Origin of the sequence: Alcanivorax sp., assembly GCF_040119285.1 — a bacterium.
In the GTDB taxonomy this organism is placed as follows: domain Bacteria; phylum Pseudomonadota; class Gammaproteobacteria; order Pseudomonadales; family Alcanivoracaceae; genus Alcanivorax.
The window spans coordinates 14,481-37,221 of the sequence record NZ_JBEDTY010000039.1 but is presented as its reverse complement, the minus strand read 5'-3'; the positions used below and the strand labels follow the sequence as shown (position 1 = coordinate 37,221).

Sequence of the window (22,741 nt, the reverse complement as noted above, 5' to 3'; positions counted from 1 at the left end):
CTGTTAATGTTTATTTGGAGCTTGCCGATGGTTTGCCAATACCGCGCGATTTGGGGCGCGCCATGGGTGAGAGCGTGCCTGCTTTCACTGATCCCTCTGGCCGTACAGGCTGAAGACACCCCTGAAGCTAATGTAATTCCTGCGGTGGAGGTGAATGCCGGTGCTGAGGAAGGTGCGAGCTATATCACGGAGCAACAAGCGGCGAAGACCGGCAAGCTGGATGTGGCTGTGGAAGACACCCCGTTTGCGATCAGTGTGGTGAACGAAGAGTTTATTCGAGACACCGGAGCCAAGAACATTGAGGATGCCCTGAGGTACAGCTCTGGAGTGTACGCAGGGGCTTTCGGCTTCGACACCCGCGGGGATTGGGCCAAGGTGCGAGGCATGGATGCGTCATTCTATCTGGATGGTCTGCGTTCCATTTACGGGAGTTATAACAGTGTGCGCACCAATGTGTACGCGCTGGAGCAAGTTGAGGTGCTTAAAGGGCCTTCCTCGGTACTTTATGGCCAGTCAGAGCTGGGCGGCATTATTAATTCTGTGTCCAAATTGCCGAAGCCGGTACAGCAGGGTGAGCTTTGGGCGCAGGCAGGCTCTTTTGATCGCAAGCAGCTGGCTGCGGATGTGACCGGGCCCTTGTCCAAGGACGGCAAGCTGCTGTACCGATTGGTGGCGCTCAAGCGCGACAGCGGTACTCAGGTAGATTATGTGGACGATGATGGTTTTCTTTTCGCGCCGTCCATTACGTGGCTGGCCACAGATAACACCACCATCAGCGTGTTGTTTAATGCTCAGGAGAACTCTGGTGGTGTGTCCGCGCAGTTTCTGCCTGCAGAGGGAACGATTGACCCGGGCGTGAGAGGTGATGTTCCTTCGGAGACTTTTGTGGGTGAGCCTGACTGGGATCGTTACGATCGTGAGAAAAATGAAGTCACCCTGTTTGTCGATCATCGCCTCAATGAGGCTTGGAATATTGCTGCCACCGGCCGTTACACCTCCTCCAGCTCAGAGACTCGCCAGCATTGGGCGGCTATCGGTGCTGGGGTCGCACCTAATGGTGATACACCGCGCACCATCTATATGGCGGACAATGATACTGAAGTAAAAAACGTTGATATCCGTTTGGAAGGGGATGTTGATCTAGGGGTTACCCGGCATCGCCTGGCTGTGGGCGTGGACCGACAGGATGCGTTGTGGGAACAAGGCAATTACTTCTACGGCTATGGGCAGGGTGGCACAATCAATTTGTATAACCCTGCTTATGGCACAGTTAACTATGCTGCACTGAACCCGGTTGATCGCCCAGACAATCAAATTAAGCAGAGCGGTATCTACGTCATTGATCACATGGATATTGGCAACTTCGCCATTTCCAGCGCCCTGCGGCATGATAATTCCACCAACAAAATCCTGGCGGTATCAGGGCCGGATACCAAGCGTGATGATGAAGAAACCACTGGCCGTCTTGGTGTTATGTACCACTTCGCGTTTGGCCTATCGCCGTACTTGAGTTACTCACAGTCATTTACTCCGAACTTGGGCGCTAACGCAGCAGATCAAAGCCTCGACGCCTCGACAGGGGAGCAGGAAGAAGCGGGTCTGAAATATCTCAATGATAGTGGCGACTTTTCGGTAACGGCTGCCTATTTCTATATTGAGGAAACCAACCGGGTGATTCCTTCTGGCCAGGCTCAGCAAGTGGATCAGATTGGTGCCAAGTCCGAAGGTTGGGAGCTGGAAATCAAGAAAATGCTGGGCAACCTGGAGGTACAGGCTAGTATGACGGATCTGCGTGCCATTGATGATGAAAATGGTGTAAGGCTGCCTTACGTGGCGGATCGTTTGGTCTCTGGCTGGGGCAAGTACGCGCTTGAGAATGGCCTGCGCGTTGGTGGGGGTGTTCGTTATATTGGTGATAATGTTGGTTTTGGCGGCGGGCCGAAAGTCCCCGCTGAGACCTTGTATGATGTAATGCTTGGTTACGGTATCCAGAACTGGGATTTAAGCATGAATGTCCAGAACCTCACCGATGAAGAATATATTTCCTGGTGTCGTGGGCCCGGTACCGATTGCGGGTACGGCGAACGACGCACCGTTACTGCTAACGCTCGCTATCGTTTCTGATAACGATAGAAGGGTCAAAAAGCCGGCAAATCTGCCGGTTTTTTGTGGCTGGCTTCAGAGTTCTTTCACCCCTTGGGACGCCCTGGATTGCTGAATGATATCCAGCGATTGTTTTTCTTGCCGGTGGCGGCAAGGGTGGACGGAATCCAAAAGCTTAACACACTTAAATAGAGTGCAGATCAGTATGGCTCCTAGGGCCAGAGACCCGAAAAAAGGAGCAGAAAAAGCGAAAAAGTAGTCAGAGCGTGAGGATTGTTCGTTGCGGAGGGTAAGGCCTCAGAAGGCAGCCAATAGGGCCTTGAGAAGGCTGTAACGGCAGGAACGACAAGCCCTGGTCGCTCCTGCTTTGTCTTAATTTCGCTGCGTGTCGCGCCAGCGGTTAACGATGTTTTTTCAGTGCTTGCGCCGCCGCCTTGGCAAAGTAGGTGAGGATGCCATCGGCGCCGGCGCGTTTGAATGCCAGCAAGGATTCCATCATCACCTTGTCCTGGTCCAGCCAGCCGTTTTGGAAGGCGGCCATGTGCATGGCGTATTCACCACTCACTTGATAGGCGTACACAGGGACTTTGAATTCGTCTTTCACCCGGCGGACCACGTCCAAGTAAGGCATGCCCGGTTTCACCATTACCACGTCGGCGCCTTCCGCCAGGTCCAGGGCGATCTCATGCAGCGCCTCATCGGAATTGGCCGGGTCCATTTGATAGGTGGTCTTGTCCGCCTTGCCGAGATTACCGGCGGAGCCGACCGCATCGCGGAAAGGGCCATAGTAGGCGCTGGCGTACTTGGCAGAGTAGGCCATGATACGGGTGTGGATATGGCCGTGGGCTTCCAGGGCATCGCGAATGGCACCGATGCGGCCATCCATCATGTCTGAAGGGGCAACCATGTCGGCGCCGGCGTCGGCATGGGATAGGGCCTGCTTGACCAGTGCATCCACGGTCACGTCGTTGAGTACATAGCCGTTGTCATCAATGATGCCGTCCTGGCCGTGTGTAGTGAACGGATCCAAGGCGCCGTCAGTGATGACTCCCATCTCGGGAACGGCTGCCTTGATCGCGCGCACGGCACGCTGGGCTAGCCCCTCAGGGTTCCAGGCTTCACGGCCATCGAGGGTTTTTATATCGCCTGGGGTGACTGGAAACAAGGCCATGGCGGGAACGCCCAGATCGGCCAGCTCACGGGCCTCTTCCACCAGCAGATCAATGCTTTTACGTTCCACACCGGGCATGGAGGGAACGGCTTCGATTTGATTGCTGCCTTCCAGTACAAACACCGGGTAAATCAGGTCGTCAACGGTGAGGGTGTGCTCGCGCATCAGGCGGCGGGAAAAATCATCGCGGCGCATGCGGCGCATACGTATGGCGGGCCAGGAAGCACGGGTGACAGACATGCGCAGGGTTCCTCTAGTAGTATGGGCGCGCCTGGTGCTGGGGTAAGCTAGTTCAACGTTAAAACGCGAAGCATGCCAATGCCATCTTGGCTTTCTGGGCTGCGCGCTTTTGAACTTTCAATGCATCCAATCGCATTACAAACAACACGCCTATGGATGTGTTGGCATCAGGCTGAATCACGTGAGTTTAGCAAGAGCGGTAGACGATGGAAAAACAACCGGCCTTTCATTTGGCTTTTCTGGTGAATGATCTGGAAGACGCTGCGGATTTTTATTGCCGCGTGCTGGGTGGGCGTCGTGGGCGCGATGCTCCGAACTGGGTGGATGTGGACCTGCACGGACATCAGCTCTCCTTGCATAAAGGTGAAAATTTAACGCCGATCCAGGGCTACAGTGAGGTGGACGGCCATCCAGTGCCGATGCCACATTTTGGCGTGGTGCTCGGCTTTGCCTGCTGGGAGGCCCTGGTGGAGCGGATTTACCAGCACCAGTGGCCGTTTCTGCTTAAGCCTCGTGAGCGATTCGCGGGGCAGCCCGCGGAGCAAGGAACGTTCTTTGTTCAGGACCCCTCTGGCAACACCTTGGAGTTCAAGGGGCTGCGCGAATTGCACCGGATCTTCGAGGTATAACCCCATGGGCCGCTGGCGACCGAAGGGCAAACCTGCCTCCAAGTACATCACCGTTGAGGGATACCACAAGCTCAACGATGAGCTGCAATATTTGTGGAAGCAGAAGCGCCCTGAGATCACCCAGTCGGTGCAGGAGGCGGCCGCCCAGGGCGATCGCTCGGAGAACGCAGAATACATCTACGGCAAGAAACAGCTGCGGGAAATTGATCGCCGGGTGCGTTTTCTTAGTAAGCGTCTGGATGACATGACGGTGGTTGACCGGGTGCCGGAAGACCAAAGTCGGGTGTTCTTTGGTGCTTGGGTGGAGCTGGAAAATGACACCGGAGACACTGAAACCTACCGGTTGGTGGGTCCAGATGAAACCGATGCGGGAAGGGGCTATATCAGTATTGATGCGCCATTGGCGCGAGCCTTGCTCAAGAAACAGGTGGATGACGAGGTGGAGGTGCGAACCCCTGCCGGCGAGCGTTGTCTGTTTATCAACCGCATTTGGTACGAAGAGCCTGCACGTCGGGATTGAGCCTAGGCTTGTACAGGCGCGTATGGGCTGGTGGTCAGGCTCGCTTGCCAAAATAATAGAGGAATTCTCCGCCGATGAGCGCTAACAACCGTATCTGGTTTTTTATTCGCAAGTCGCTGCTGGGTGGGCTCACCATCCTGTTGCCGATTTCCATTATCGTGTTCTTCTTCAAATGGATTTATCAGACAGTGACTGAGCTGATTTCTCCTTTTACCTCGGTGTTTATCAGTGCTTTCGGATTGCCAAAGTTTGTCGCGGATTGGCTATCGGTGCTGGCGGTCATGGTGCTGTGTTTTCTGGTTGGCACCCTGGTGGCAACCCGAGTGGGGAGCTGGGCCTGGCAGCAGTGGGAAGAACATGTGATGACTCGCTTACCCGGCTACACCACGGTGCGTGAACTGATTGCCCAGTTGATGGGCAGTAGTGCGGATAGCCCATTCAGCCGGGGCGAAGTGGCGCGGGTGTGGCTCTATGGAAGAGAGGCTGACGTGTCTGTTACTGCGTTGGTTACTTCTCGCCACGCGGATGGCCACGTCACCGTATTTGTACCCACTAGCCCTAACCCCACCAGCGGGTTTATTTATCATCTAGATGCTTCGCTGGTGGAGCTGCATCCGGAAATCGGTGTGGAGAGCATGATGAAAACGGTGGTTTCCTGCGGGGCGGGCACGGCAAACTTGTTCAAGACAGATACCCCTAAAGTGCCCTAGCGGTTTCATTTAAGCCGCTAGGGCGCTGAGTCGAGTTTGCATCGCGGAGCCCCGCGCTCCTATAAAAGAAGTGGGGTTTGCGGACTTCAGGTGCTTAGCTCACCCCTTTTTCGGCAAACGCCTGGCGCATAAAGTCCCGCATGGCTTTCAGGTATAAGCCCTGATCCAGGTGTAGCAAGTGGTTGCCTGGGAACCAATGCACATCACAGTTGTTCCAGTGTTGGCGTAACAGGTGGCTATGTTTTGGGGGGGCGAATCGGTCGCCGGCACCACCGATGATCATGCGCCCGCTTTGCGGTACTTGGCAGGGCCAAGTGAGGGGCGAGTGCAGGGCGGTGATTTCACGAAGGCCTGCGGTGTTGGTGTCATAGATGCGATTGAGTAGCTTCACTTGTTGGTTGATTGGAAACCAGCTCTTCATCAAATCAATCACGCTGACCAACGGCACATTGGGTATCGCAAAGGCCAAGTCTTTTTCTAGTGCGGCCAGCAGGCCAGTCGTGTAACCGCCCAGGGATATGCCGGTGGCTCCGATGGCGGGGGAGCCTTGTTCGCGTAACATTTGCATGAACAAACGCAAGTCATGAATAGCGTGGGCGAAGGTTTCGTTGAGTAGCGCCATGCCTTGGCTGAAAAACTCCGCGCCACTGAACGGAGCGAAACGGCTTTTGCGCCGGCCATGGAACGGCAGCGTATAGAGCAGTACATCGAATCCCTGCTTGTAGAACCAGGGCAGCGCCAGCCAGCGAGTGTTGAGCCAGTAAGGGTCGGCCACAAACCCATGAATCATTACCAGCGTCGGTCGCGGGCCATCGTGATGACGCCAGTGCTGTGCCCAGGCGGTGCCGTTACGGGTATGGTCCAGATAACGTTCCCTTAGGTCCGGGTTTTTAGGCACAAAAGGGGAGGCAAAATGTAAGGTATGGGCGTCGCCGTCTTCCGGTTGAAAATGGTAACTGGATACCGGTGTGCGCTTGATTTTTGCCGATACGGTGGGCGGTGTGAAAAAAGTATTGGGATCGCTCTCAGCCAGGAAAGGGCGATAGAAGTCTGTAAGCGCCCGTTCGTCGTTGAGTCGTGCGGCGTTGAGCGTGGCGGGCAGAGCCGCCACGCCGGCCATCAAGGCCAGGCCGGTACGGGCCAGTGTATCTACAGCCGCGGTACTGTTGATGCGCCAGCTGGTATCGTTATCTGCCAGGAAATGATCCGGCATGCTGTGAAAGCTGGACGGCAAGGTTTGCCACCAGGGTTGGCTGAGGGTCGGTAGGTCTTCGTTGCAGTAATCGTCTGGGTGAATCCGGGGCAGTAAATCGCTCATGCCGCCTCCTTGTGAGTAAACGCCAGTAAAGAATGTTGAAGGCGGCGCGGCAATGACAGAAACGTTCAATGATTAATGTCTAAAACCTCAACCAGGGTTGTAACGCTGAGGGCTCGATTTTTATCGCCTCAGGCCTTCGTCCCTATGCCTCTTTAATGAATGCGACAATCCGTTTCAGGTCTTTGTTCGCCTCAGGCAGGAAGGGCACCATGACTGGCCATACATGGAATACGCCGGAGCGCTCTATCCATGTCACCTTGACGCCCGCCTTCTCTGCCACGCGCTTTACGCGCTTGCTATCTGCATAAAGCAGTTCGTCGGTGCTGGCAGTAATCAGTAGCGGGCAGATATTGGTGTAGTCTCCTAGGCAGGGGGAGGCGTAGGGCTGGCTGCGGTCTTCTGGGTTGGGGGTATAGATTTCGATAGCAGTGCGAATGATGTCTGCAGACAGCATCGCATCGCTGGGGTCTAGGGCATCCAGGATGCTGTCGTCAGGAAAGGCGTTGCTGGCGGGCGAAAACGTCACCGCGCAGCGAGGTTGTTCCAGCCCTTTATCGCGGATTTGCAGCAGGGTGGCCAAGGTGAGTCCGCCACCGGCGGAATCGCCGGCAATAACGATATCCTGCGGTTGCTTGCCTAGGCTTAATAGGTATTCGTAGGCCTCCATGACTCGATTCACTGCGGCCGGATAAGGGTGCTCTGGGGCAAACGGATAGACGGGCAGGAATACCTCGGCGTTTAGTTTTTTTGCCAGCCGCCCGGCCAAGTTGTGGTAGGTCTTGGTAATGCCGCCAATGTAGGCGCCACCATGCAGGTAAAGCACCGCCATTTCCGGACGCTGCACGCTTATTCGGTCACCGATAAAAGCGGGGTGCTCCACACGGCTGAGTTTTACTCCACGAGGCAGTAGGGTCAGAACCGGGGTTTCGTTGAATACTTTACGCAGATGCCGTACCAGTTGATCCTGGTTGAGACCGGAGCGTTTGATGGTGCGCTTGGTCATGGCTTTGATGAGGCGGGCTTGAAGGCTCATAGTTAGTCCGTTATCTGGTTCGTTGTTTGTTACGGCGCCCAAACCCTGACGGGCCCGGGGGGTGGCAGGAGTGATCGGGCCAGTAGGCACTGGCCCGTGAGGACGGCCGGTTATTCGCCGGAAGTCTTGGCCTGCTCGGGTTTGGCGGCGGGTTGCAGGCCGCCATCGCCGGTGGCACTCATGGCAGGAATGCCGCCTGCTCCGTAGTACTCATCTTTCGTGAAGACATCCACTTCGATGGCCAGTAGGCACGCTTCGGTGGCAGCGTTTAGCGTAGCCAGCTCGGCGTCGGAAATTAGCCGTTGTGAAGCGGCCTCGGCGGCCAATGCTTCTACTTTACCTTTGCCCAGCTTGCGAGCTTTTTGCGCCGCCCGAATTTTTTCGCGTACGGGTTCGGCTTCGGTGGTCAGACGGAAGGCCTTGAGTAGGCGTCCCAGTCCTTGATCGCTTTCCTCTGGCATGTAGTTGCCGCCAACCAAGCGTTTGTACTGGTCGCCATAGCTTTGCAGGGCTTGCGCGGCTTGGTGACTAAGCTGATCGTTCGGTAGCTTGGCCAGCGGGTTCAGACCCAAGCCGATACGGCCAATGGTTTTCAATATCACGCCCACCGGGCCGTCGAAGTTTTCGTAGATGCCTTCGAAGGCCTGCTGGATCTGGGTGAGGCCGTATTCACCAGCGTATTGCACGAGCGCCAGATCTTCTGCCTTGCGGCCTTCCGCTTCAAAGCGGCGCAGCGCCGAGGTGGTAATGTACAACCAGGCAACGGCGTCGGCATAACGGCCAGTCAGGTTGCCACGGGCTTTCAGTTTCCCGCCGACAAAGAACATGGCCAGGTTAGTGAGCAGGCCGAAGCGGGTGGCGGCCCAGCCCAGGCGGCGATAAATGCTTTTCGTTTTTGGTTCCACGTTGGGCACTTTTACGGTCAAGAAACCGCGGGTGACGCCGCGTACCAGGCTCATAACGAAGCCCAGCAAGAACTGGATCATCCAGCCGGTGAGGTTTTTACGGAAGGCGTCAGCGTCGTCGTTTTCCACGGCTTGCACTACATTGTAAGCGTAGGGGTGACAGCGGGTGGCGCCCTGACCAAAGATCATCAGGGTGCGGGTCATGATGTTGGCCCCTTCCACGGTGACGCTCACCGGGGCCGAGTTGTAAAGGCGACCCATGGTGTTGTTGGGGCCCTGCATGACGCCGTAGCCGGCGGTCACATCCATGGCGTCGGTGCCGGTATCGCGTCCCATTTCTGTAGAGTAGGCCTTCATGATGGCGGAGGTCACAGGGGGCTGGATACCCTTGTCCACGGCGGAGCAACCAAACACGCGGGCAGCATCAAAGGCGTAGGTCATGCCGGCGGCTTTACCAATCTTGTGTTCCACACCTTCCATGCGGCCCACGGGGATGCCGAACTGTTGGCGCACCATGGAATAGGCGCCGGCGATCATGGCACCATGGCGAATGCCGCAAATGCCGGTGGCGGGCAGTGACACCATGCGCCCGCCTGCCAGAGCTTCCATTAACATCTTCCAGCCCATGCCGGTGTGTTCCACGCCCCCCAACACATTGCTGGCGGGTACGATTACATCGCGACCGACAATGGGGCCGTTGGGGAAATGCTCGCCAATGGGTTGGTGATGGTCGCCGATATGCAGCCCGTCCAAGCCTTTTTCCAGCAGCACGACGGTGATGCCTGCGTCTTCACCTTTGCCCAGCAGGTTTTCCGGATCGTGTAGGCGCACGGCCAGCGAGATCAGGTTGGAAACCGGCGCAAGGGTGATGTAACGCTTGCGGAAGTTAAGTTTGAATTTGATCTCGCCGTCGCTGTCTTTGAAGACTTCGCCTTCCGCCTTGATAGACGCCGCGTCGGAGCCGGCAGTGGGCTCGGTGAGGCCGAAGCAGGGAATAAATTCGCCGTTGGCCAGCTTTGGCAGGTAATACTGCTTTTGCTCATCGGTGCCGTAATGGCCCAATAGTTCCGCTGCCCCGAGGGAATTGGGAATCACCACCATGGCGCTGATGAGCCCTGAATGAGAGCTGACTTTGGCCATAATGCAGGACTTCGCCTGGGTGGACATGGGGTTGCCGCCGTACTCTTTGGCGATCTGCATGCCGAAGAAGCCATTCTCTGCCATGAAGGTAAACAGATGATCGGGCAGTTTGCGGGTGCGCGACAGAGCGTAGCTGTCGGCCATTCTCAGCAGTTCTTCCACAGGGCCATCAATGTAGGCCTGTTCGTGTTCGGGAAGGGTGTCGTAGTTTTCAGCGAGGATTTTTTCAAAATCGACCTTGCCGCCAAAAAATTGCCCGTCGATCCACACGTCGCCGGCTTCTAGCGCTTGGCGTTCGGTATCGGAAATCTGTGGCAGGATCTTGTTATCCCGCATCCAATTCATCAGTAGGTTAAACATGGGTCTGTTCCTGTGGGTGGTTGTGTGGCGCGCTAAGTAATGTGGCTAACGCGGGTTATTCGGTTTCCAGCACCATGGCGGCGCCGATACCGCCGGCGGCACAGGCAGTGGTTAACGCCAGCCCGCCGCCGCGGTGTTGCAGTTCGTGCAAGGTCTGGCTGATGACTCGGGCACCGGTGGCCCCAAAGGGGTGGCCGTAGGCAATGGAGCCGCCGTTGACGTTGAGCTTGCTGCGATCTACTTCGCCGAGAGCCGCGAGCCCAGTCTGGCTGCGTACATAGTCGTCATCGGCCAAGCCACGCAGGTTGCAGGCTACTTGGCCGGCAAACGCTTCGTGCATGTCTACCAGGGTCAGGTCGCTCAAGGTGAGCCCGGCGCGGGTCATGGCGGCGGGGGCGGCCAGTACCGGGCCCATTAATAGGTCGTCCTGGGGCGTGCGGGCGGCAAAGGCATAGGAGCGAATATAACCTAGCGGGGTGTAACCCAGTGCGGCGGCCTTTTTCTCGCTCATCATCAACAGGGCGCCGGCACCATCGGTGAGGGGGCTGCTATTGCCGGCGGTAACGGAACCGGTCTCCCGGTCAAACACCGGGTTGAGTTTGCTGTAGCTCTCACGTTCGGATTGTTTGCGCACCAGGTTGTCATCTTTTAAGGCGCTGCCATCGGGTAAATGGGCAGTCATCACCTGGCGATCCAGACGGCCTTCGGCCCAGGCGCGGGCTGCATTGCTGTGGGAAGCATGGGCTAGATCGTCTTGTTCTTGACGGCTAACCCCCCATTTTTTCACCATTTTCTCGGTGCTCTCGCCCATGGTTTCCCCCACCGAATATTCGGTAATGGAGGGTGCCTGGGGAAGCAGGTCGCGGGCTTTGAGCTGGCTAAGCAACTTGATGCGATCTTTTAGAGTTTTAGCGAAGCTCACATCGCGCAGGACCGCGCTTAGCTCGGCAGACAAGGGGATTCGGGCGCAGCTGGTGGAGTCGGTGCCACCGGCAATGGCCATGTCGGTGTAACCGGCAACGATGTTGTCCGCCACGCTGGCGGTGGTCTGGAAACTGGTGGCACAGGCACGGGTAATAGAGTAGGCATCCACTGTGTCCATGCCCAGCGCCAGAGCGATCTCGCGGGCAATAAAAGGGGCTTCGGGAATCATCACCGTCATCCCGAACACCAGCTGCTCAATTTCCTGTTGGCTCAGGTTATTACGGGCCATCAGCTCCTTGACCGCCATGGCGCCTAGATCAATGGCATTCAGGTCCCGGTAGTGGGTGGCGATACGAGCAAACGGGGTGCGCAGACCATCGACGATGGCGACGCGGCCGCCACGGCCAGCCAGCTTCATTTTGCGAACAGGCATTGCAGACTCCTTGCAGGGTGCCGGTCACGGTGTAATTATTTTTACACGTAATGTGACATTCATTGATGATAACGTGAGTGGAGCGTAGAAGGCTGCACTGGTTGAGTCAATTGCCGGGGAGACACTGTCCGACATGGGTGTAAGATGGATTACAGATAGGCGTCTGGCTTGATGAATGAATAATCAGAGAGAATATAGGGCCTGATTATGCAAAAAGGCACTGGAACACTGGCATTGTCCCGGCAAGATCCGGTGGTAAGAGAGCGTATTGAGTGGGCTGCGGTGCAGGTTTTTGCCGATTCGGCGTTCCATCAAGTGACGCTACAGCAGATAGCCCGGGCGGCCCGCTGCAGTTTGCAAACGCTTTATCGGTATTACGGGGATGAGAGGCTGGGCAGCAAGGAAGCACTGCTTAACGCCTGCTTGCACCACGGTCTGGAGCAGCTGGCCGAGCGCATGCTGGATCATCTTGCCGGTATCGATACATTTCGCGATCGGCTCAGCAAGGTGTTTTGGGTGGTGCTGGATTTCTTTGACCGCAACCCGCAAATGGGCCGTATGATGATCAATTCGGTTTATCCTGGCCGCTGGGGGAGTGATACCACCTCGGGGCAGCAACGGCTCACCGAGCTTTTTCTAAGCGGGCTTCGTGAAGGGCAGGAGGCCGGCATTCTTAATGATCAGGTGACGACGCCGATCCTGTTGGATTTCTTCTATGGCGTGTTGTTGCGTAGTGCTCAGATGCACCTGCTGCGTGGTCGGTCCGGGCGTATGACAGATCAGCACGGCGTGCTGTTTGACATGTTGTGGCGGGCAATCACGGTTTAAACCGCCGAATAGGCCAATCGCAGCGTAATTCTCATGCTGGCGCTTGAGGTTTGCGGCGCCCTTTTCTATGTTGATCCATTGGCAGTGACTCGATTTCGACACTGCACCACAAGAACAGGCCAGCATAAAGGGTAAGCATATGCAGTCAGGCACGGTCGCGAGTAACGGCATCGAGCTTTTTTATGAGAGTCGTGGCCCGGAAAACGGGGAGCCCATGGTCTTCGTCATGGGGCTGTCGGCGCAGATGGTGTTCTGGCCGGATACCCTGCTGGATGCGTTGGCGGCAAAAGGCTATCGGGTGATTCGGTTTGATAACCGGGATGTGGGTAAATCCACCCGCATCCGCCAGCCGATAAAGCAGGGGCCGGTGTCGGCGATTTTGCGCAGCATAATCGGCCTGTCGGTGGAGAGCGCTTACACCTTGCACGATATGGTCGCCGATACGGTGGGCCTGCTGGATGCACTGAGCATTGAGCGGGCGCATTTTATTGGTGCCTCCATGGGCGGGATGATCAGCCAGTTGATGGCGGCCACTCACCCGGAGCGGGTACTGTCCCTTACCTCGATCATGTCCAGTAACAACAGCTCATTGCTGCCACCACCGAAACCCGCGGCGTTGAGAGTTTTGATCGCCCCGCGCGTGAAAGTGGAAACCGAAGAGCAGTTCGTTACCTTCGGCTTGGAAATGATGAGCAAGCTGGCCGGTACCTTGCCCCAGGGCAAGCAAGAGCTGGCGGCCATGTATCGGGCTGCCTGGGCGCGAGGCATTAACCCGAGAGGTATCCGTAACCAGTTTCTGGCGATCACGGCCACCGGTTCTTTAAGCAAAACCTTGAAGCAGATCCAGTGCCCGACTACGGTGATTCATGGCGGTGCTGACCCGTTAATTCGTCCCGCCGGTGGCAGGGCATCTGCCCGCGCTATTCGCGGTGCCAAGTTGGTTATTATTCCCGGCATGGGCCATGACTTGCCACCATCGGTGATTGACCGTATCGGTGAATTGATTGCAGAGACTGCCGGGCGGGCCAATTCCGTGGTGCGGCCGGCGGTGGCGTGAAATGCCGTTGCACGTAAAGGTTAGCAGCCGCAAGGCGGAGGCGCGGTGCGAGCTAAATGAAAAGAGGCCGTGCTCAGACGCTGGGCGCGTTTTTTTTATGGCCTTCGGAGGGTCTGTATCTTGCGATAGGCGTGCAGCTGAGGCGGCACGGTAAAGCAAAACCGGAAAAGCTGAACCGCTACAGGCCCAGGTACTCGCCAATCAAAAACGCATCTCCCTGCCCTTCGTTCTTGCCGAAATAACTGACCGGATCAAAGTTCTCGTTCTCGATGGCGCCCACTTCGCAATCAATGTTGTATTGCCGGGCAAGATCGTTGAAAAGGCCCACCGGAAGCTTGAGTTGAGCCTTTTTCTTCACCGGCTGACTGATGCCCAGGTGCCAGTCTTCGCAGGCCTCGCTCTCACATTCATTAATCAGTGCTACGCCTTCGTTGGCGTCCGCATAGGCCTGTAGGGCTGATTGCAAATCGGGCAGGTTTCGCTTGAGCTTTTTTTCCTGTTTTTCATCAAGGCGATCACAGGCGACGAGGAGGTACAGTTGCATAGTGCTTACCGGTTCGGACATTGAAGGCCACTTTATCACAATGACCAAGCGTTCCTTGTGTTGGGTTCAATGGCTAAGCAAAAAGCGAGACGGCGACGTTACGCTCTTGGATGGGGGAACGTCAGTACCTGGTCGATGGCCAGGGGGGGCTGCTGGGCCATGAGTAGCCGCTCAATGCCAACGGCGACACCGCTACACTCTGGAAGCCCGAATGCCATGGCGTCGAGCAAATAAGCGTCGGGGGCCATGGGGGGCAATCCTTGTTCAAGCCGCAGGGCATTGTCCCGTTGAAAACGTCGTGACTGCTCTTGCGCGTCAGTGAGTTCCTGGTAGCCGTTGGCCAGTTCCAGGCCTTGGTAATAAACCTCGAATCGCTTGGCCACGATGGCGCCGTCTTTGTCGTTATGGGTCTGGGCCAGCGCAGCGGCCCAGCCGGGGAAGTCGGTCACCACAGACAATTGTTCGCCAGGGAGGGCCGTTTCCACCTGAGTGGCCATCAGATAGTCCACCGCGGCGGTTTTGTTCAGGTCGTTGGGCGCGCCGTGGGATGCGGCGTAATCGATGAGCGATGCGTCATCGACGGTGAGTGGGTCCAGCCCTGTGGAAGCTTTAAATAGATCGCGAAAGCGCCAGGTTTGGGTGGGGGCACCGGGGAATAGCTCGACCAATAACGACAGGCATTCGCTGATCAGTTGGTTAAGGGAAAAGTCGGGTCGGTACCACTCCAGCATGGTGAATTCAGGGTTATGGCGCCCCCCAGCCTCGCCTTCACGGAAGGCTTTGCACAGCTGGTATATAGGCCCACTGCCGGCGGCGAGCAGACGTTTCATATGGTATTCCGGTGAGCTTTGCAGGTAACCGTAGCCGGGCACCGGGATACACTGGATGTGTGGGTCGCTGACGCCGTAACAGGCCAGCTGCGGAGTGTCCACTTCCAGTACTTGGCGGGCATCAAAAAAGGCGCGCACTGTGCTTAGTAGCTCAGCGCGCGCCTTGATGGCCTGCAGCGAGGCCGTGGGTTGCCAGTTGCTCATGGCTATTGTTTGATGCGGCCCACGTAATCGCCGGTACGGGTGTCGACTTTGACGATTTCACCGGTCTGCACGAACAGCGGTACACGTACCACTGCGCCGGTGCTCAGTGTGGCGGGTTTTCCGCCGGTGCCGGCGGTGTCGCCTTTGAGGCCCGGGTCGGTTTCGGTGATTTCCAGCTCAACGAAATTGGGGGGGCTCACAGACAAGGGTTCACCGTTGTAAAGGGTAACCTCGCAGATATCTTCTTCCTTGAGCCACTGTTTGGCGTCGCGAACCGCGGTGTCGTCCGCCTGTTTCTGCTCAAAGGAAGTCTGGTCCATGAAGTGCCAGAATTCGCCGTCGTTGTAGATGTACTGCATGGAAACATCCATTACGTCAGCACCTTCCAAGGAGTCACCGGACTTGAAGGTACGTTCCCAGACTTTGCCGTTACGCAGGTTGCGTAGTTTTACGCGGCTGAACGCCTGACCTTTGCCCGGCTTGACGAATTCGTTTTCGATGATGGAACAGGGATCGCCATCGAGCATCACTTTCAAGCCAGACTTGAATTCGCTGGTAGAATAGTTGGCCATAAAACATTTCCAAAGAGTTGATGTATGCAACTTGAGCGGTTGATAGGGTCTGTTGATGTTTCATTTGCCTCTCTAGTGGCACCTGCACACTCATCAATCCAGGCACAGGGAGAGATGTTTGCTTGCATCTAATGAGCGAATTGTAACGACGAGTGGCGAGCGTCCAGGTGCAACCCAAAGGGCGGAGTCCCTTTTCCGCCCAGCCGTGTTATCGGTCGCTGACATAAGCATGACTATGCTGCACTCACTCCGCCTTGCCGGGCGGAAAAATGAACTCCAGCAGAGACGCAGATGAAACATCAACAGGCCCTCATGATAACGCAGGAAGCGTCCGGTTGGGAGTTGCCCGGCTGGCAGCGCCAACAGGCGGATCTGATAACCGACCCGGCAGAGCTATTGGCGATGCTTGATCTGCCGGCGCAAAGCCTGCCGGAGGCGTTGGCGGCGGCCACGGATTTCCCCCTGCGGGTACCGCGCAGCTATGTGGCACTGATGGAGCGGGGCAACCCTCATGACCCGCTGTTGCGTCAGGTATTGAGTGTGGCCGATGAGATGGTAGAGCAGCCCGGGTTCAGTGCCGACCCGCTGGATGAAGCTGAACATACGGCGGTGCCGGGGTTGTTGCACAAATATCACGGGCGGGCGCTGCTGGTGGTCACCGGGGCTTGTGCGGTGCATTGCCGATACTGTTTTCGGCGCCATTTTCCTTACCAGACGCATCTGAGCGGCAAACGCTGGAAGCAGGCCCTGGCGTGGCTGGCGGCCCGACCGGATATTAATGAAGTGATTCTCAGTGGGGGAGATCCTCTGACGCTGAGTAATCAGCGGCTTGAGCAATTGCTGAATGCTCTGGCGGATATCCCTCATTTACGCCGTCTACGCATTCACAGTCGAACACCGGTGGTGATCCCGGCGCGACTGGACGCGGAGTTGAAAGCGTTGCTAACGCGTCCTCGTTGGCAAACCGTGCTGGTGCTTCATGCCAACCATCCCCGCGAAATTGGCCCGGCGTTGGCAGAGCGCTGCCGGGACTGGCGCAGTGCTGGCATCACCCTGCTCAACCAGAGCGTGCTGCTGGCCGGAGTGAATGACCGGGCCGATACGCTGGCAGAACTGTCTGATGCACTGTTCAATGCCGGAGTGATGCCTTATTACCTGCACCAGCTGGATGCGGTGCAAGGCGCGGCGCATTTCGCGGTGCCCGATGAAGCTGCCAGGAAAATCCATGCGGCCTTGCGTGCTCGACTGCCGGGTTTCCTGGTCCCCAGGCTAACGCGGGAAGAGCCTGGGGAGCCCGCCAAGACGGTGTTAGCGGGCTAGTAGCCTGCTGCCTGCCTGCCAATGAACACCGTACGTCTAGGTCTTCATGGCGTTTACCGAATTGCAACAGTATCGTAAGGTAATGTGACTTAGGGCACATAAGTAAAAAAACTAATCCAAATAACAAAGTAGCCAAGATGCTGCCAAAATAAGGATTGCCTTTATGGAGCAACCAGACCAGGCGGTGCGACTGAAACTGCCCGAGCAGGATCTGCCGCATCTGACACTTGGCGCTGCTCAGCCGAAAAAGTTGGAACAATGGGTGGCGTCTCTCCCGATCATGAATATGGGGGAAACGGCTCGCCAGCTCTATCAGTTTATTCAGGAACTTAACCGGCTACAGATTGATTCCAAACTCCGTCTTCAGTTACTGGAGGTTGTGCGCCCGTCTATTCTCCATGTCAGTGAGTCGTTGCAAAAACATTACTTGAACCAGTCATTGGTGCTGCCTGAGAAGGCTCGCCGTGTGGCCAGCCTTGCCCAAGCCTTGCAGGGGCATTTGGCGAATGGTTACAAACTGGTGGCGGTGCGCGGTATTCGCAAAGTTAAGGACAAGGCCGTAAGGCGAGCGGTGACGACTGCGATTCATCGGGCGGTAACGGCCCTGGGTGATACATTGTTGCGCTGCTACCAACTCTATTTCCCTAGCCCCCGCCATCTGTGGCTGGAGCTGCATCAACTGTTTCTGCTGGCTGAACAGCATGGGATCAGTGACTCGCCGGTGGTGGATGGCGAAGTCGAAAGCAGCGTTCAGTCCGCCTATGCCTGCTGTCTATTATTGGCTACGGCGAAGCCTAACCAGCTACGTCAGCAGGAGCTGGCCGGTATCTACAAGGCAGCATTCGCTTGGGCACCGTTGATTGAAATCAGTACTGCCAGCGATGAGGACGATTTATTCGTCTTTGATATGCAAGCAGACCGACCCCCTATTTACCGCACCCACGCTTCCCAGGCCTCGCAGAGCTGGCGCTACATTGACGCTTCTCGCTTGGCGGAAGCCATTGCTGCCTGGCTGAAAGCGCCTGGTGAGAGCGAGCTAGTTGTCCCCAAGAGTCTGGATGAAGGGCTGCTTAGCCACCTGCAGCAGGTGTGGGGGGGGCTGACCGAACGGGCGTTCAAGCGCATGCCGGAAAGCGGCGAAATCGAGCTGTGCTTTGGGCTAGTGGGCGTACATTACTTCCTGTCTGGTAAAGTGGCTTTCGAAACGATTGTGGCGCAAGGCTCTCTGTCGATGCTGAGGGGTGAAACGGAAAATAACCCGTTCCTGGCCAATATCAAGAAGAGCAATAAACAGAAACAGCAAAACGCGGACCCTTGGGCTACGGCCTACCAGTCGAATTATGCCGGTGAAACCATTGATATGGGCGCGGCGTCGAGTGGGCAGCGTAAAGAGATGACCTTGCCGGTGAGTTATCACTGCCAGAAAGTTAACGCGAGCCCGGGTGGCTATTGCCTGTCTTGGCAGGGCAATACGCCTAGTCTGATGCGCACGGGGGAGTTGTTGGCCCTGCGCGACCACCCGGATAGCCAGTGGTCCTTGGCGGTGGTCCGCTGGGTGACGCAGTTGCCGAACCATGGTGCGCGCTTCGGCGTGGAGCTGTTGGCCCCGGGCGGAAGACCAGTGGCCGCGCGAGCGCTACGCAAGCAAGGGGTCGACAGCGACTATATGCGTTGTGTGGTGTTGCCCGAGCTGGCAGCGGTGGGACAGCCAGCGACAGTGTTGTTGCCCAAGGTGGGCTTTAATGAAGGCATGAAAGTCGAGTTGGTGGAAAGTGGCGAGCCGCGCCGGGTGCAATTGCTGCGCCGTACCCTGGTCGCGTCCGGGTTCAGCCAATATCCGTTCAGAGATCTGACCACGCCGGCGCCGATCAAGCCTTCGGAAGGGGGCGAGGACGATGTACTGGGCTCCATCTGGTCCAGTTTGTAAGGATAGATGGCGAATCCGCTAATCTTATTCATCACCTGTCTTTCACAGAATGTGGTCCCCACCGATTGCTGGAATAGCAGAGTTGAGGTTGCGGCTAGGATGCCGCGAAATGTATGTGTCTCCACTATGAGCCGTAACTTTTCATTGGGAGTCTGCGAGTTCAATATTGGCTGCAGAGCAGTGTTTTCGCTGTATTCTCCGTTATGGTTTGCCAAGACAGGGTAGTCAGGCACAATGGTGGGCCGTAAGAAAATTGTATGAGTCGCCACCCCATGAGTTACGCCCTGGATAATTTACGTCTTCTGATCGCCCATGATTCACAGGATGAAGCCGAGCAGCTAATGAATGCGCTGCGCAACGCCGGCCGCGCAACCCGTGCGCAACTGGCACTGGGCGAAGATGACCTGTTGCGGGCTCTGAAAGGCGGTGCTTGGGAGTTGATGTTGTGTCGCCCCAGATTCGGAGACAGCAGCTTTGAAAGCGCCATGACCCATCTCAATCGTCTGGGTAAGGCGATTCCTGTCATCCTTCTCGAAGATAATTTCACTCCGGATACCGTTAAGGCAGCAATGTCTCTGGGCGCCCGAGGCGTGGCCCCTAACGATGATCGTGACTTGTTGTCCCTAATGGTGGATCGGGTGATTGAGTACCTGCGCTTGCGTAAAGAGTTGCAGCACTCGGAAATCGTTCGCCATGATGCGGAGAAGCGATTATCCCTGCTGATGGATCAGAGCCGTGATGCCATCGCTTATGTGCTGGATGGCATGCACATTCACGCTAATGATAATTATGTTGAAATGTTTGGTTATGAGAGTGCCGATGATCTGGCTGGCGTGCCGATTATGGATATGGTCTCGGCCTCGGACCATGCCAAACTCAAGCAGCTGCTGCGCAGCCGTGCCCAGGACGAAAGTCAGACCCATGAACTGGAATGTAAGGGTGTGAATACCGAGGGCAGCGAATTTGACGCCACCTTCACCTTTTCAGCCAGTACCTATGACGGGGAGGCCTGCACCCAAATCGTGATTCGCACCGCGGGTGTGGATGAGAGCGAAATGGAAGAGCGGCTCCAGGAAATGAGCCAGAAAGACCAAGTGACCGGGCTGTTTAGTCGTAGCTGGTTTATGGATCGCCTGGATGAAAGTGTGGCACTGGCGGCTAACGAAGGACGGCTGTCTACCGTGCTGTATTTGCGTCTGGATGACTTTGAGCATCATCAGTCTGAGTTGGGTATTGATGGTGCGGACGAGATTCTGACAAACGTTGCTGAATGGCTGCGTGCCGAGGTGGGCGAAGCTCGGTTGGCCAAGGTGGACGGCGAGGATTTTGCGGTTTTGCAGCCCGTTGGCGATATGGATGAAGCAGCAGAACTGGCGGAAAATCTGCGTGCGGGTATCGAAAGCCTGATGCCGGAAGTTGCCGCGAAGACGGTTCATGTTACTGCCAGTGTGGGTGTGTCCTTTGTGCGTGAAGATGCCCGCAGCAGTCAGGGGATTCTTACCACCGCGCTGAAATGCTGTAATCAAGCTCAGCGAGAAAACGGGGGCAAAGGCAGCAGTGTAAAAGTGCACGATCCCATGGATGACGTGGCAGCAGGTTCTTCCGAAGCGGTGACCATGCAGGTGCGTCAGGCGCTGGAACAGGCCAGCTTTAGCTTACGTTATCAGCCGTTGATGTGTCTGGAAGACCAATCCGACCACACTTTTGAAGTGTTCGTTAATTTGCCCCAGAAACAGGGTGATGACATGGAGGCGACAGAGTTTATGCCGGTGGCTGCCGAGCAGGGTTTGGTGGGTAAAATTGACCGCTGGGTGGTGCTTAACGCCATGCGGGCGGCGTCGGCTTTCAGCGAACCGGTGAATCTGGTGTTGAACCTTAACGGTGCCTCTCTGGCTGACGCGAGCCTGGTTGATTGGCTTGGCAAGGCCATGCGAGCGGCCAAGATGGAGGGTTCTCGAGTGACTTTTCAGTTTAGCGAAGGGGATGCGGCGACTTACCTGAAACAGGCGGGAGCCTTTGCCGAGAAGATCAAAACGTTGGGGTGCGGTATTTCTATTAGCCGTTTTGGTGGAGGGTTAGACCCGTTCAAGCTGTTCCAGCATATTCCTGTCACCATGGTGAAGTTCGAAGGGTCCTTTACCCAGGAGCTGTCCAAGGCTGAAGGTCGTGAGCGTCTTACTGCCATCATTAAAAAGGTGAAAGAGGGCAACCGTAAAACGGTGGTTGGGTTTGTTGAGTCTGCGGCGCAGATGCAGGCGTTGTGGACCTTGGGCGGTGTGGATTATTTGCAGGGGTATTACCTGCAGCCCCCCATGGATGTACTTGAGATTCCTGAGTCGGCGTAATGTATTGATAGCGGATAATCGTTAATTGATAACGTTTGAACAACGGTAAGGCGATTGTGCAACGTAAGAGGCCGCGCCCGAAACATGGGCGCGGCCTCTTACTCTTATAGCCACAGGCCTAAGCCGGCCAGCGCGATCCAGTTTCAGCTATTCTATTCTCAGTTATCCTTCAATAGTTCCGCTTGGTCCTTGTCGCGTACCCCGATTAAATAAAGAATGCCGTCCAGTCCGAGGGTGGAAATTGCCTGTTCCGCATTCTGTTTGACCAAGGGCTTGGCGCGAAAAGCAATACCCAGGCCTGCTTCACCAAGCATGGGTAGGTCGTTGGCACCATCACCTACGGCAATAACCTGCTCCAGGCTAATACCTTCTTGAGCCGCGATACCTCTTAACAGTTCCGCCTTGCGCTGGCCGTTGACGATCTGCCCTACCACCCGACCCGTGACCTGGCCGTTTTCGATCTCCAGCTCGTTGGCGTGGATATAATCAATCCCCAATAGTTGCTGCAGCCATTGTCCAAACCAGGTGAAACCGCCGGAAAGGATGGCGGTGCGGTAGCCTAGGGCGCGTAGCGTAGAGATTAACCGTTCAGCACCTTCGGTGAGCTGGATGCGTTCACGTACCCGCCCTAGGGCACCTTCGTCCAAGCCTTTAAGCAGAGCCACGCGAGCCTTAAAGCTCTCATTAAAGTCCAGCTCGCCGCGCATGGCCTGCTCGGTAATCTCGGCCACTTGTTTGCCGACGCCGGCTTCCCTCGCCAGTTCGTCGATGACTTCGGAGCGAATCAGGGTGGAATCCATATCGAATACCACTAGGCGCCGGTTGCGACGATAGGCACTGTCACGCTGGAAAGCGATATCCAGGTTGCGTTCGTTGGCAATGCTCAGGAAGGCGGCACGCATGGCCTCACCGTTCTGGGGTTCGCCACGCACGGAAATCTCAATGCAGGCGCGGCTGTCCTGGTTAAGGGCTTCCCCTTCCAGATGAACGCGCCCAGATAGCCGAGCTATACTGTCAATGTTGAGCCCATTATCGGCCACGGTAGTGGTGACATCGGCCAGTTGCTCGGCGGTGATTTTGCGGGCCAGCAGGGTGATGATATGGCGGTCCTTGCCCTGGCCGGCGACCCACTCTTCATAGCGGTCCTCGTCGATGGGCCGGAAGCGCACATTGATATTGAGCTTGTGCGCCTCGAAAAGCAGATCCTTGAGGACTGATGAGGATTCAGCATCCGGTGGCGTTTCCACCAGGATTCCCAGCGACAGGGTGTCGTGAATGACGGCCTGACCGATATCCAGAATATTGAGCCGATAACGGGCAAGAATGCCAGTGAAGGCGGCGGTCAGACCGGGCCGGTCATTACCCGATACCTGGATCAGAATGATCTCGCGCACGCGTGGGCTCCCCAGTGCCAAAAAATAAAAAGTGTCAGAAGATTAAAGCGTTAGATTGTCAGCGCCGTATTCGGCCCGAAACGGCGTAAGAGTAGCAGAAATAGCGACTTGAAATGCAGGTTCTTGCGCCTGAAAGCGGCCCTCGAAGCCAGATGGCGAGGCCACAGGGGCAAGTTCTGCTCTGCCGGGCACGGTATACTGCTGCCGCAATCACAATAATGACAGTGAGCCCAA

At 56.4% G+C, this 22,741-nt stretch carries 18 protein-coding genes; 9 read left to right on the top strand and 9 right to left on the bottom strand.

Features of this window, described 5'->3' with window-relative positions; all coding sequences use genetic code 11:
• Positions 1-66 precede the first annotated feature (66 nt).
• A complete protein-coding gene (locus ABNH10_RS15460) occupies positions 67-2,124 on the top strand; it encodes a TonB-dependent siderophore receptor (protein WP_349386756.1) in 2,058 nt (685 codons plus the stop codon).
• 379 nt (positions 2,125-2,503) lie between these two features.
• On the opposite strand, the gene hemB is transcribed toward ABNH10_RS15460, so the two are convergent.
• The gene (gene hemB / locus ABNH10_RS15455) at positions 2,504-3,514 is read right to left on the bottom strand and encodes a porphobilinogen synthase (RefSeq protein WP_349386755.1); all 1,011 of its coding nucleotides are present in this window, start codon (positions 3,512-3,514) and stop codon (positions 2,504-2,506) included.
• A gap of 206 nt (positions 3,515-3,720) precedes the next feature.
• On the opposite strand from hemB, the gene ABNH10_RS15450 reads away from it, so the two are divergent.
• From ABNH10_RS15450 to ABNH10_RS15440, 3 genes are all read left to right on the top strand, one after another.
• Positions 3,721-4,143 (top strand): VOC family protein, encoded by a 423-nt coding sequence (locus ABNH10_RS15450; RefSeq protein WP_349386754.1) that lies wholly within the window; start codon positions 3,721-3,723, stop codon positions 4,141-4,143.
• A gap of 4 nt (positions 4,144-4,147) precedes the next feature.
• Entirely contained in the window at positions 4,148-4,663 is a 516-nt protein-coding gene (greB, locus tag ABNH10_RS15445; RefSeq protein ID WP_011589731.1) for a transcription elongation factor GreB, read from the top strand.
• Between the two features lie 74 nt (positions 4,664-4,737).
• Entirely contained in the window at positions 4,738-5,373 is a 636-nt protein-coding gene (locus ABNH10_RS15440) for a DUF502 domain-containing protein (protein WP_349386753.1), read from the top strand.
• A gap of 94 nt (positions 5,374-5,467) precedes the next feature.
• Here ABNH10_RS15440 and ABNH10_RS15435 read toward each other — a convergent pair whose 3' ends face one another.
• The 4 genes from ABNH10_RS15435 to fadI all read right to left on the bottom strand — a co-directional run bounded on the left by ABNH10_RS15435 (position 5,468) and on the right by fadI (position 11,486).
• On the bottom strand, positions 5,468-6,691 hold the full coding sequence (locus ABNH10_RS15435) for an alpha/beta hydrolase (RefSeq protein WP_349386752.1): 1,224 nt from the start codon (positions 6,689-6,691) through the stop codon (positions 5,468-5,470).
• A 142-nt stretch (positions 6,692-6,833) separates the two neighbouring features.
• Complete coding sequence (locus tag ABNH10_RS15430) at positions 6,834-7,724, bottom strand: alpha/beta hydrolase (RefSeq protein ID WP_349386751.1); 891 nt, start codon at positions 7,722-7,724, stop codon at positions 6,834-6,836.
• A gap of 110 nt (positions 7,725-7,834) precedes the next feature.
• The gene (locus tag ABNH10_RS15425) at positions 7,835-10,129 is read right to left on the bottom strand and encodes an acyl-CoA dehydrogenase (RefSeq protein ID WP_349386750.1); all 2,295 of its coding nucleotides are present in this window, start codon (positions 10,127-10,129) and stop codon (positions 7,835-7,837) included.
• Between the two features lie 55 nt (positions 10,130-10,184).
• Positions 10,185-11,486, bottom strand: a complete 1,302-nt coding sequence (fadI, locus tag ABNH10_RS15420) for an acetyl-CoA C-acyltransferase FadI (RefSeq protein WP_349386749.1) — start codon at positions 11,484-11,486, stop codon at positions 10,185-10,187.
• Positions 11,487-11,693: 207 nt separating this feature from the next.
• On the opposite strand from fadI, the gene ABNH10_RS15415 reads away from it, so the two are divergent.
• On the top strand, positions 11,694-12,314 hold the full coding sequence (locus tag ABNH10_RS15415) for a TetR/AcrR family transcriptional regulator (RefSeq protein WP_349386748.1): 621 nt from the start codon (positions 11,694-11,696) through the stop codon (positions 12,312-12,314).
• A gap of 139 nt (positions 12,315-12,453) precedes the next feature.
• Positions 12,454-13,371 carry an alpha/beta fold hydrolase gene (locus ABNH10_RS15410; protein ID WP_288368351.1) on the top strand — a complete coding sequence of 306 codons (918 nt, stop codon included), beginning with the start codon at positions 12,454-12,456 and terminating at the stop codon, positions 13,369-13,371.
• Positions 13,372-13,549: 178 nt separating this feature from the next.
• Here ABNH10_RS15410 and ABNH10_RS15405 read toward each other — a convergent pair whose 3' ends face one another.
• From ABNH10_RS15405 to efp, 3 genes are all read right to left on the bottom strand, one after another.
• Positions 13,550-13,936, bottom strand: a complete 387-nt coding sequence (locus tag ABNH10_RS15405) for a hypothetical protein (protein ID WP_288368350.1) — start codon at positions 13,934-13,936, stop codon at positions 13,550-13,552.
• A 77-nt stretch (positions 13,937-14,013) separates the two neighbouring features.
• Positions 14,014-14,949 (bottom strand): EF-P lysine aminoacylase EpmA, encoded by a 936-nt coding sequence (epmA, locus tag ABNH10_RS15400; RefSeq protein ID WP_349386747.1) that lies wholly within the window; start codon positions 14,947-14,949, stop codon positions 14,014-14,016.
• Positions 14,950-14,951: 2 nt separating this feature from the next.
• On the bottom strand, positions 14,952-15,521 hold the full coding sequence (gene efp / locus ABNH10_RS15395) for an elongation factor P (RefSeq protein WP_349386746.1): 570 nt from the start codon (positions 15,519-15,521) through the stop codon (positions 14,952-14,954).
• Positions 15,522-15,812: 291 nt separating this feature from the next.
• Here efp and epmB point away from each other — a divergent pair, with 291 nt between their 5' ends.
• The 3 genes from epmB to ABNH10_RS15380 all read left to right on the top strand — a co-directional run bounded on the left by epmB (position 15,813) and on the right by ABNH10_RS15380 (position 21,113).
• Positions 15,813-16,841, top strand: a complete 1,029-nt coding sequence (epmB, locus tag ABNH10_RS15390) for an EF-P beta-lysylation protein EpmB (RefSeq protein WP_349386745.1) — start codon at positions 15,813-15,815, stop codon at positions 16,839-16,841.
• Between the two features lie 163 nt (positions 16,842-17,004).
• Positions 17,005-18,768, top strand: a complete 1,764-nt coding sequence (locus ABNH10_RS15385; protein WP_349386744.1) for a cyclic-di-GMP receptor FimW-related protein — start codon at positions 17,005-17,007, stop codon at positions 18,766-18,768.
• Positions 18,769-19,025: 257 nt separating this feature from the next.
• Complete coding sequence (locus ABNH10_RS15380) at positions 19,026-21,113, top strand: EAL domain-containing response regulator (RefSeq protein WP_349386743.1); 2,088 nt, start codon at positions 19,026-19,028, stop codon at positions 21,111-21,113.
• Positions 21,114-21,271: 158 nt separating this feature from the next.
• Here ABNH10_RS15380 and serB read toward each other — a convergent pair whose 3' ends face one another.
• Positions 21,272-22,507 (bottom strand): phosphoserine phosphatase SerB, encoded by a 1,236-nt coding sequence (serB, locus tag ABNH10_RS15375; RefSeq protein WP_349386742.1) that lies wholly within the window; start codon positions 22,505-22,507, stop codon positions 21,272-21,274.
• Positions 22,508-22,741 lie beyond the last annotated feature (234 nt).

Bases quoted from the DNA above. Each gene is read 5' to 3' on its own strand.
- hemB (WP_349386755.1), bottom strand. From the start codon at position 3,514: ATGTCTGTCACCCGTGCTTCCTGGCCCGCCATACGTATGCGCCGCATG.
- ABNH10_RS15450 (WP_349386754.1), top strand. From the start codon at position 3,721: ATGGAAAAACAACCGGCCTTTCATTTGGCTTTTCTGGTGAATGATCTG.
- greB (WP_011589731.1), top strand. From the start codon at position 4,148: ATGGGCCGCTGGCGACCGAAGGGCAAACCTGCCTCCAAGTACATCACC.
- ABNH10_RS15440 (WP_349386753.1), top strand. From the start codon at position 4,738: ATGAGCGCTAACAACCGTATCTGGTTTTTTATTCGCAAGTCGCTGCTG.
- ABNH10_RS15435 (WP_349386752.1), bottom strand. From the start codon at position 6,691: ATGAGCGATTTACTGCCCCGGATTCACCCAGACGATTACTGCAACGAA.
- ABNH10_RS15430 (WP_349386751.1), bottom strand. From the start codon at position 7,724: ATGAGCCTTCAAGCCCGCCTCATCAAAGCCATGACCAAGCGCACCATC.
- ABNH10_RS15425 (WP_349386750.1), bottom strand. From the start codon at position 10,129: ATGTTTAACCTACTGATGAATTGGATGCGGGATAACAAGATCCTGCCA.
- fadI (WP_349386749.1), bottom strand. From the start codon at position 11,486: ATGCCTGTTCGCAAAATGAAGCTGGCTGGCCGTGGCGGCCGCGTCGCC.
- ABNH10_RS15415 (WP_349386748.1), top strand. From the start codon at position 11,694: ATGCAAAAAGGCACTGGAACACTGGCATTGTCCCGGCAAGATCCGGTG.
- ABNH10_RS15410 (WP_288368351.1), top strand. From the start codon at position 12,454: ATGCAGTCAGGCACGGTCGCGAGTAACGGCATCGAGCTTTTTTATGAG.
- ABNH10_RS15405 (WP_288368350.1), bottom strand. From the start codon at position 13,936: ATGTCCGAACCGGTAAGCACTATGCAACTGTACCTCCTCGTCGCCTGT.
- epmA (WP_349386747.1), bottom strand. From the start codon at position 14,949: ATGAGCAACTGGCAACCCACGGCCTCGCTGCAGGCCATCAAGGCGCGC.
- efp (WP_349386746.1), bottom strand. From the start codon at position 15,521: ATGGCCAACTATTCTACCAGCGAATTCAAGTCTGGCTTGAAAGTGATG.
- epmB (WP_349386745.1), top strand. From the start codon at position 15,813: ATGAAACATCAACAGGCCCTCATGATAACGCAGGAAGCGTCCGGTTGG.
- ABNH10_RS15385 (WP_349386744.1), top strand. From the start codon at position 17,005: ATGGAGCAACCAGACCAGGCGGTGCGACTGAAACTGCCCGAGCAGGAT.
- ABNH10_RS15380 (WP_349386743.1), top strand. From the start codon at position 19,026: ATGAGTCGCCACCCCATGAGTTACGCCCTGGATAATTTACGTCTTCTG.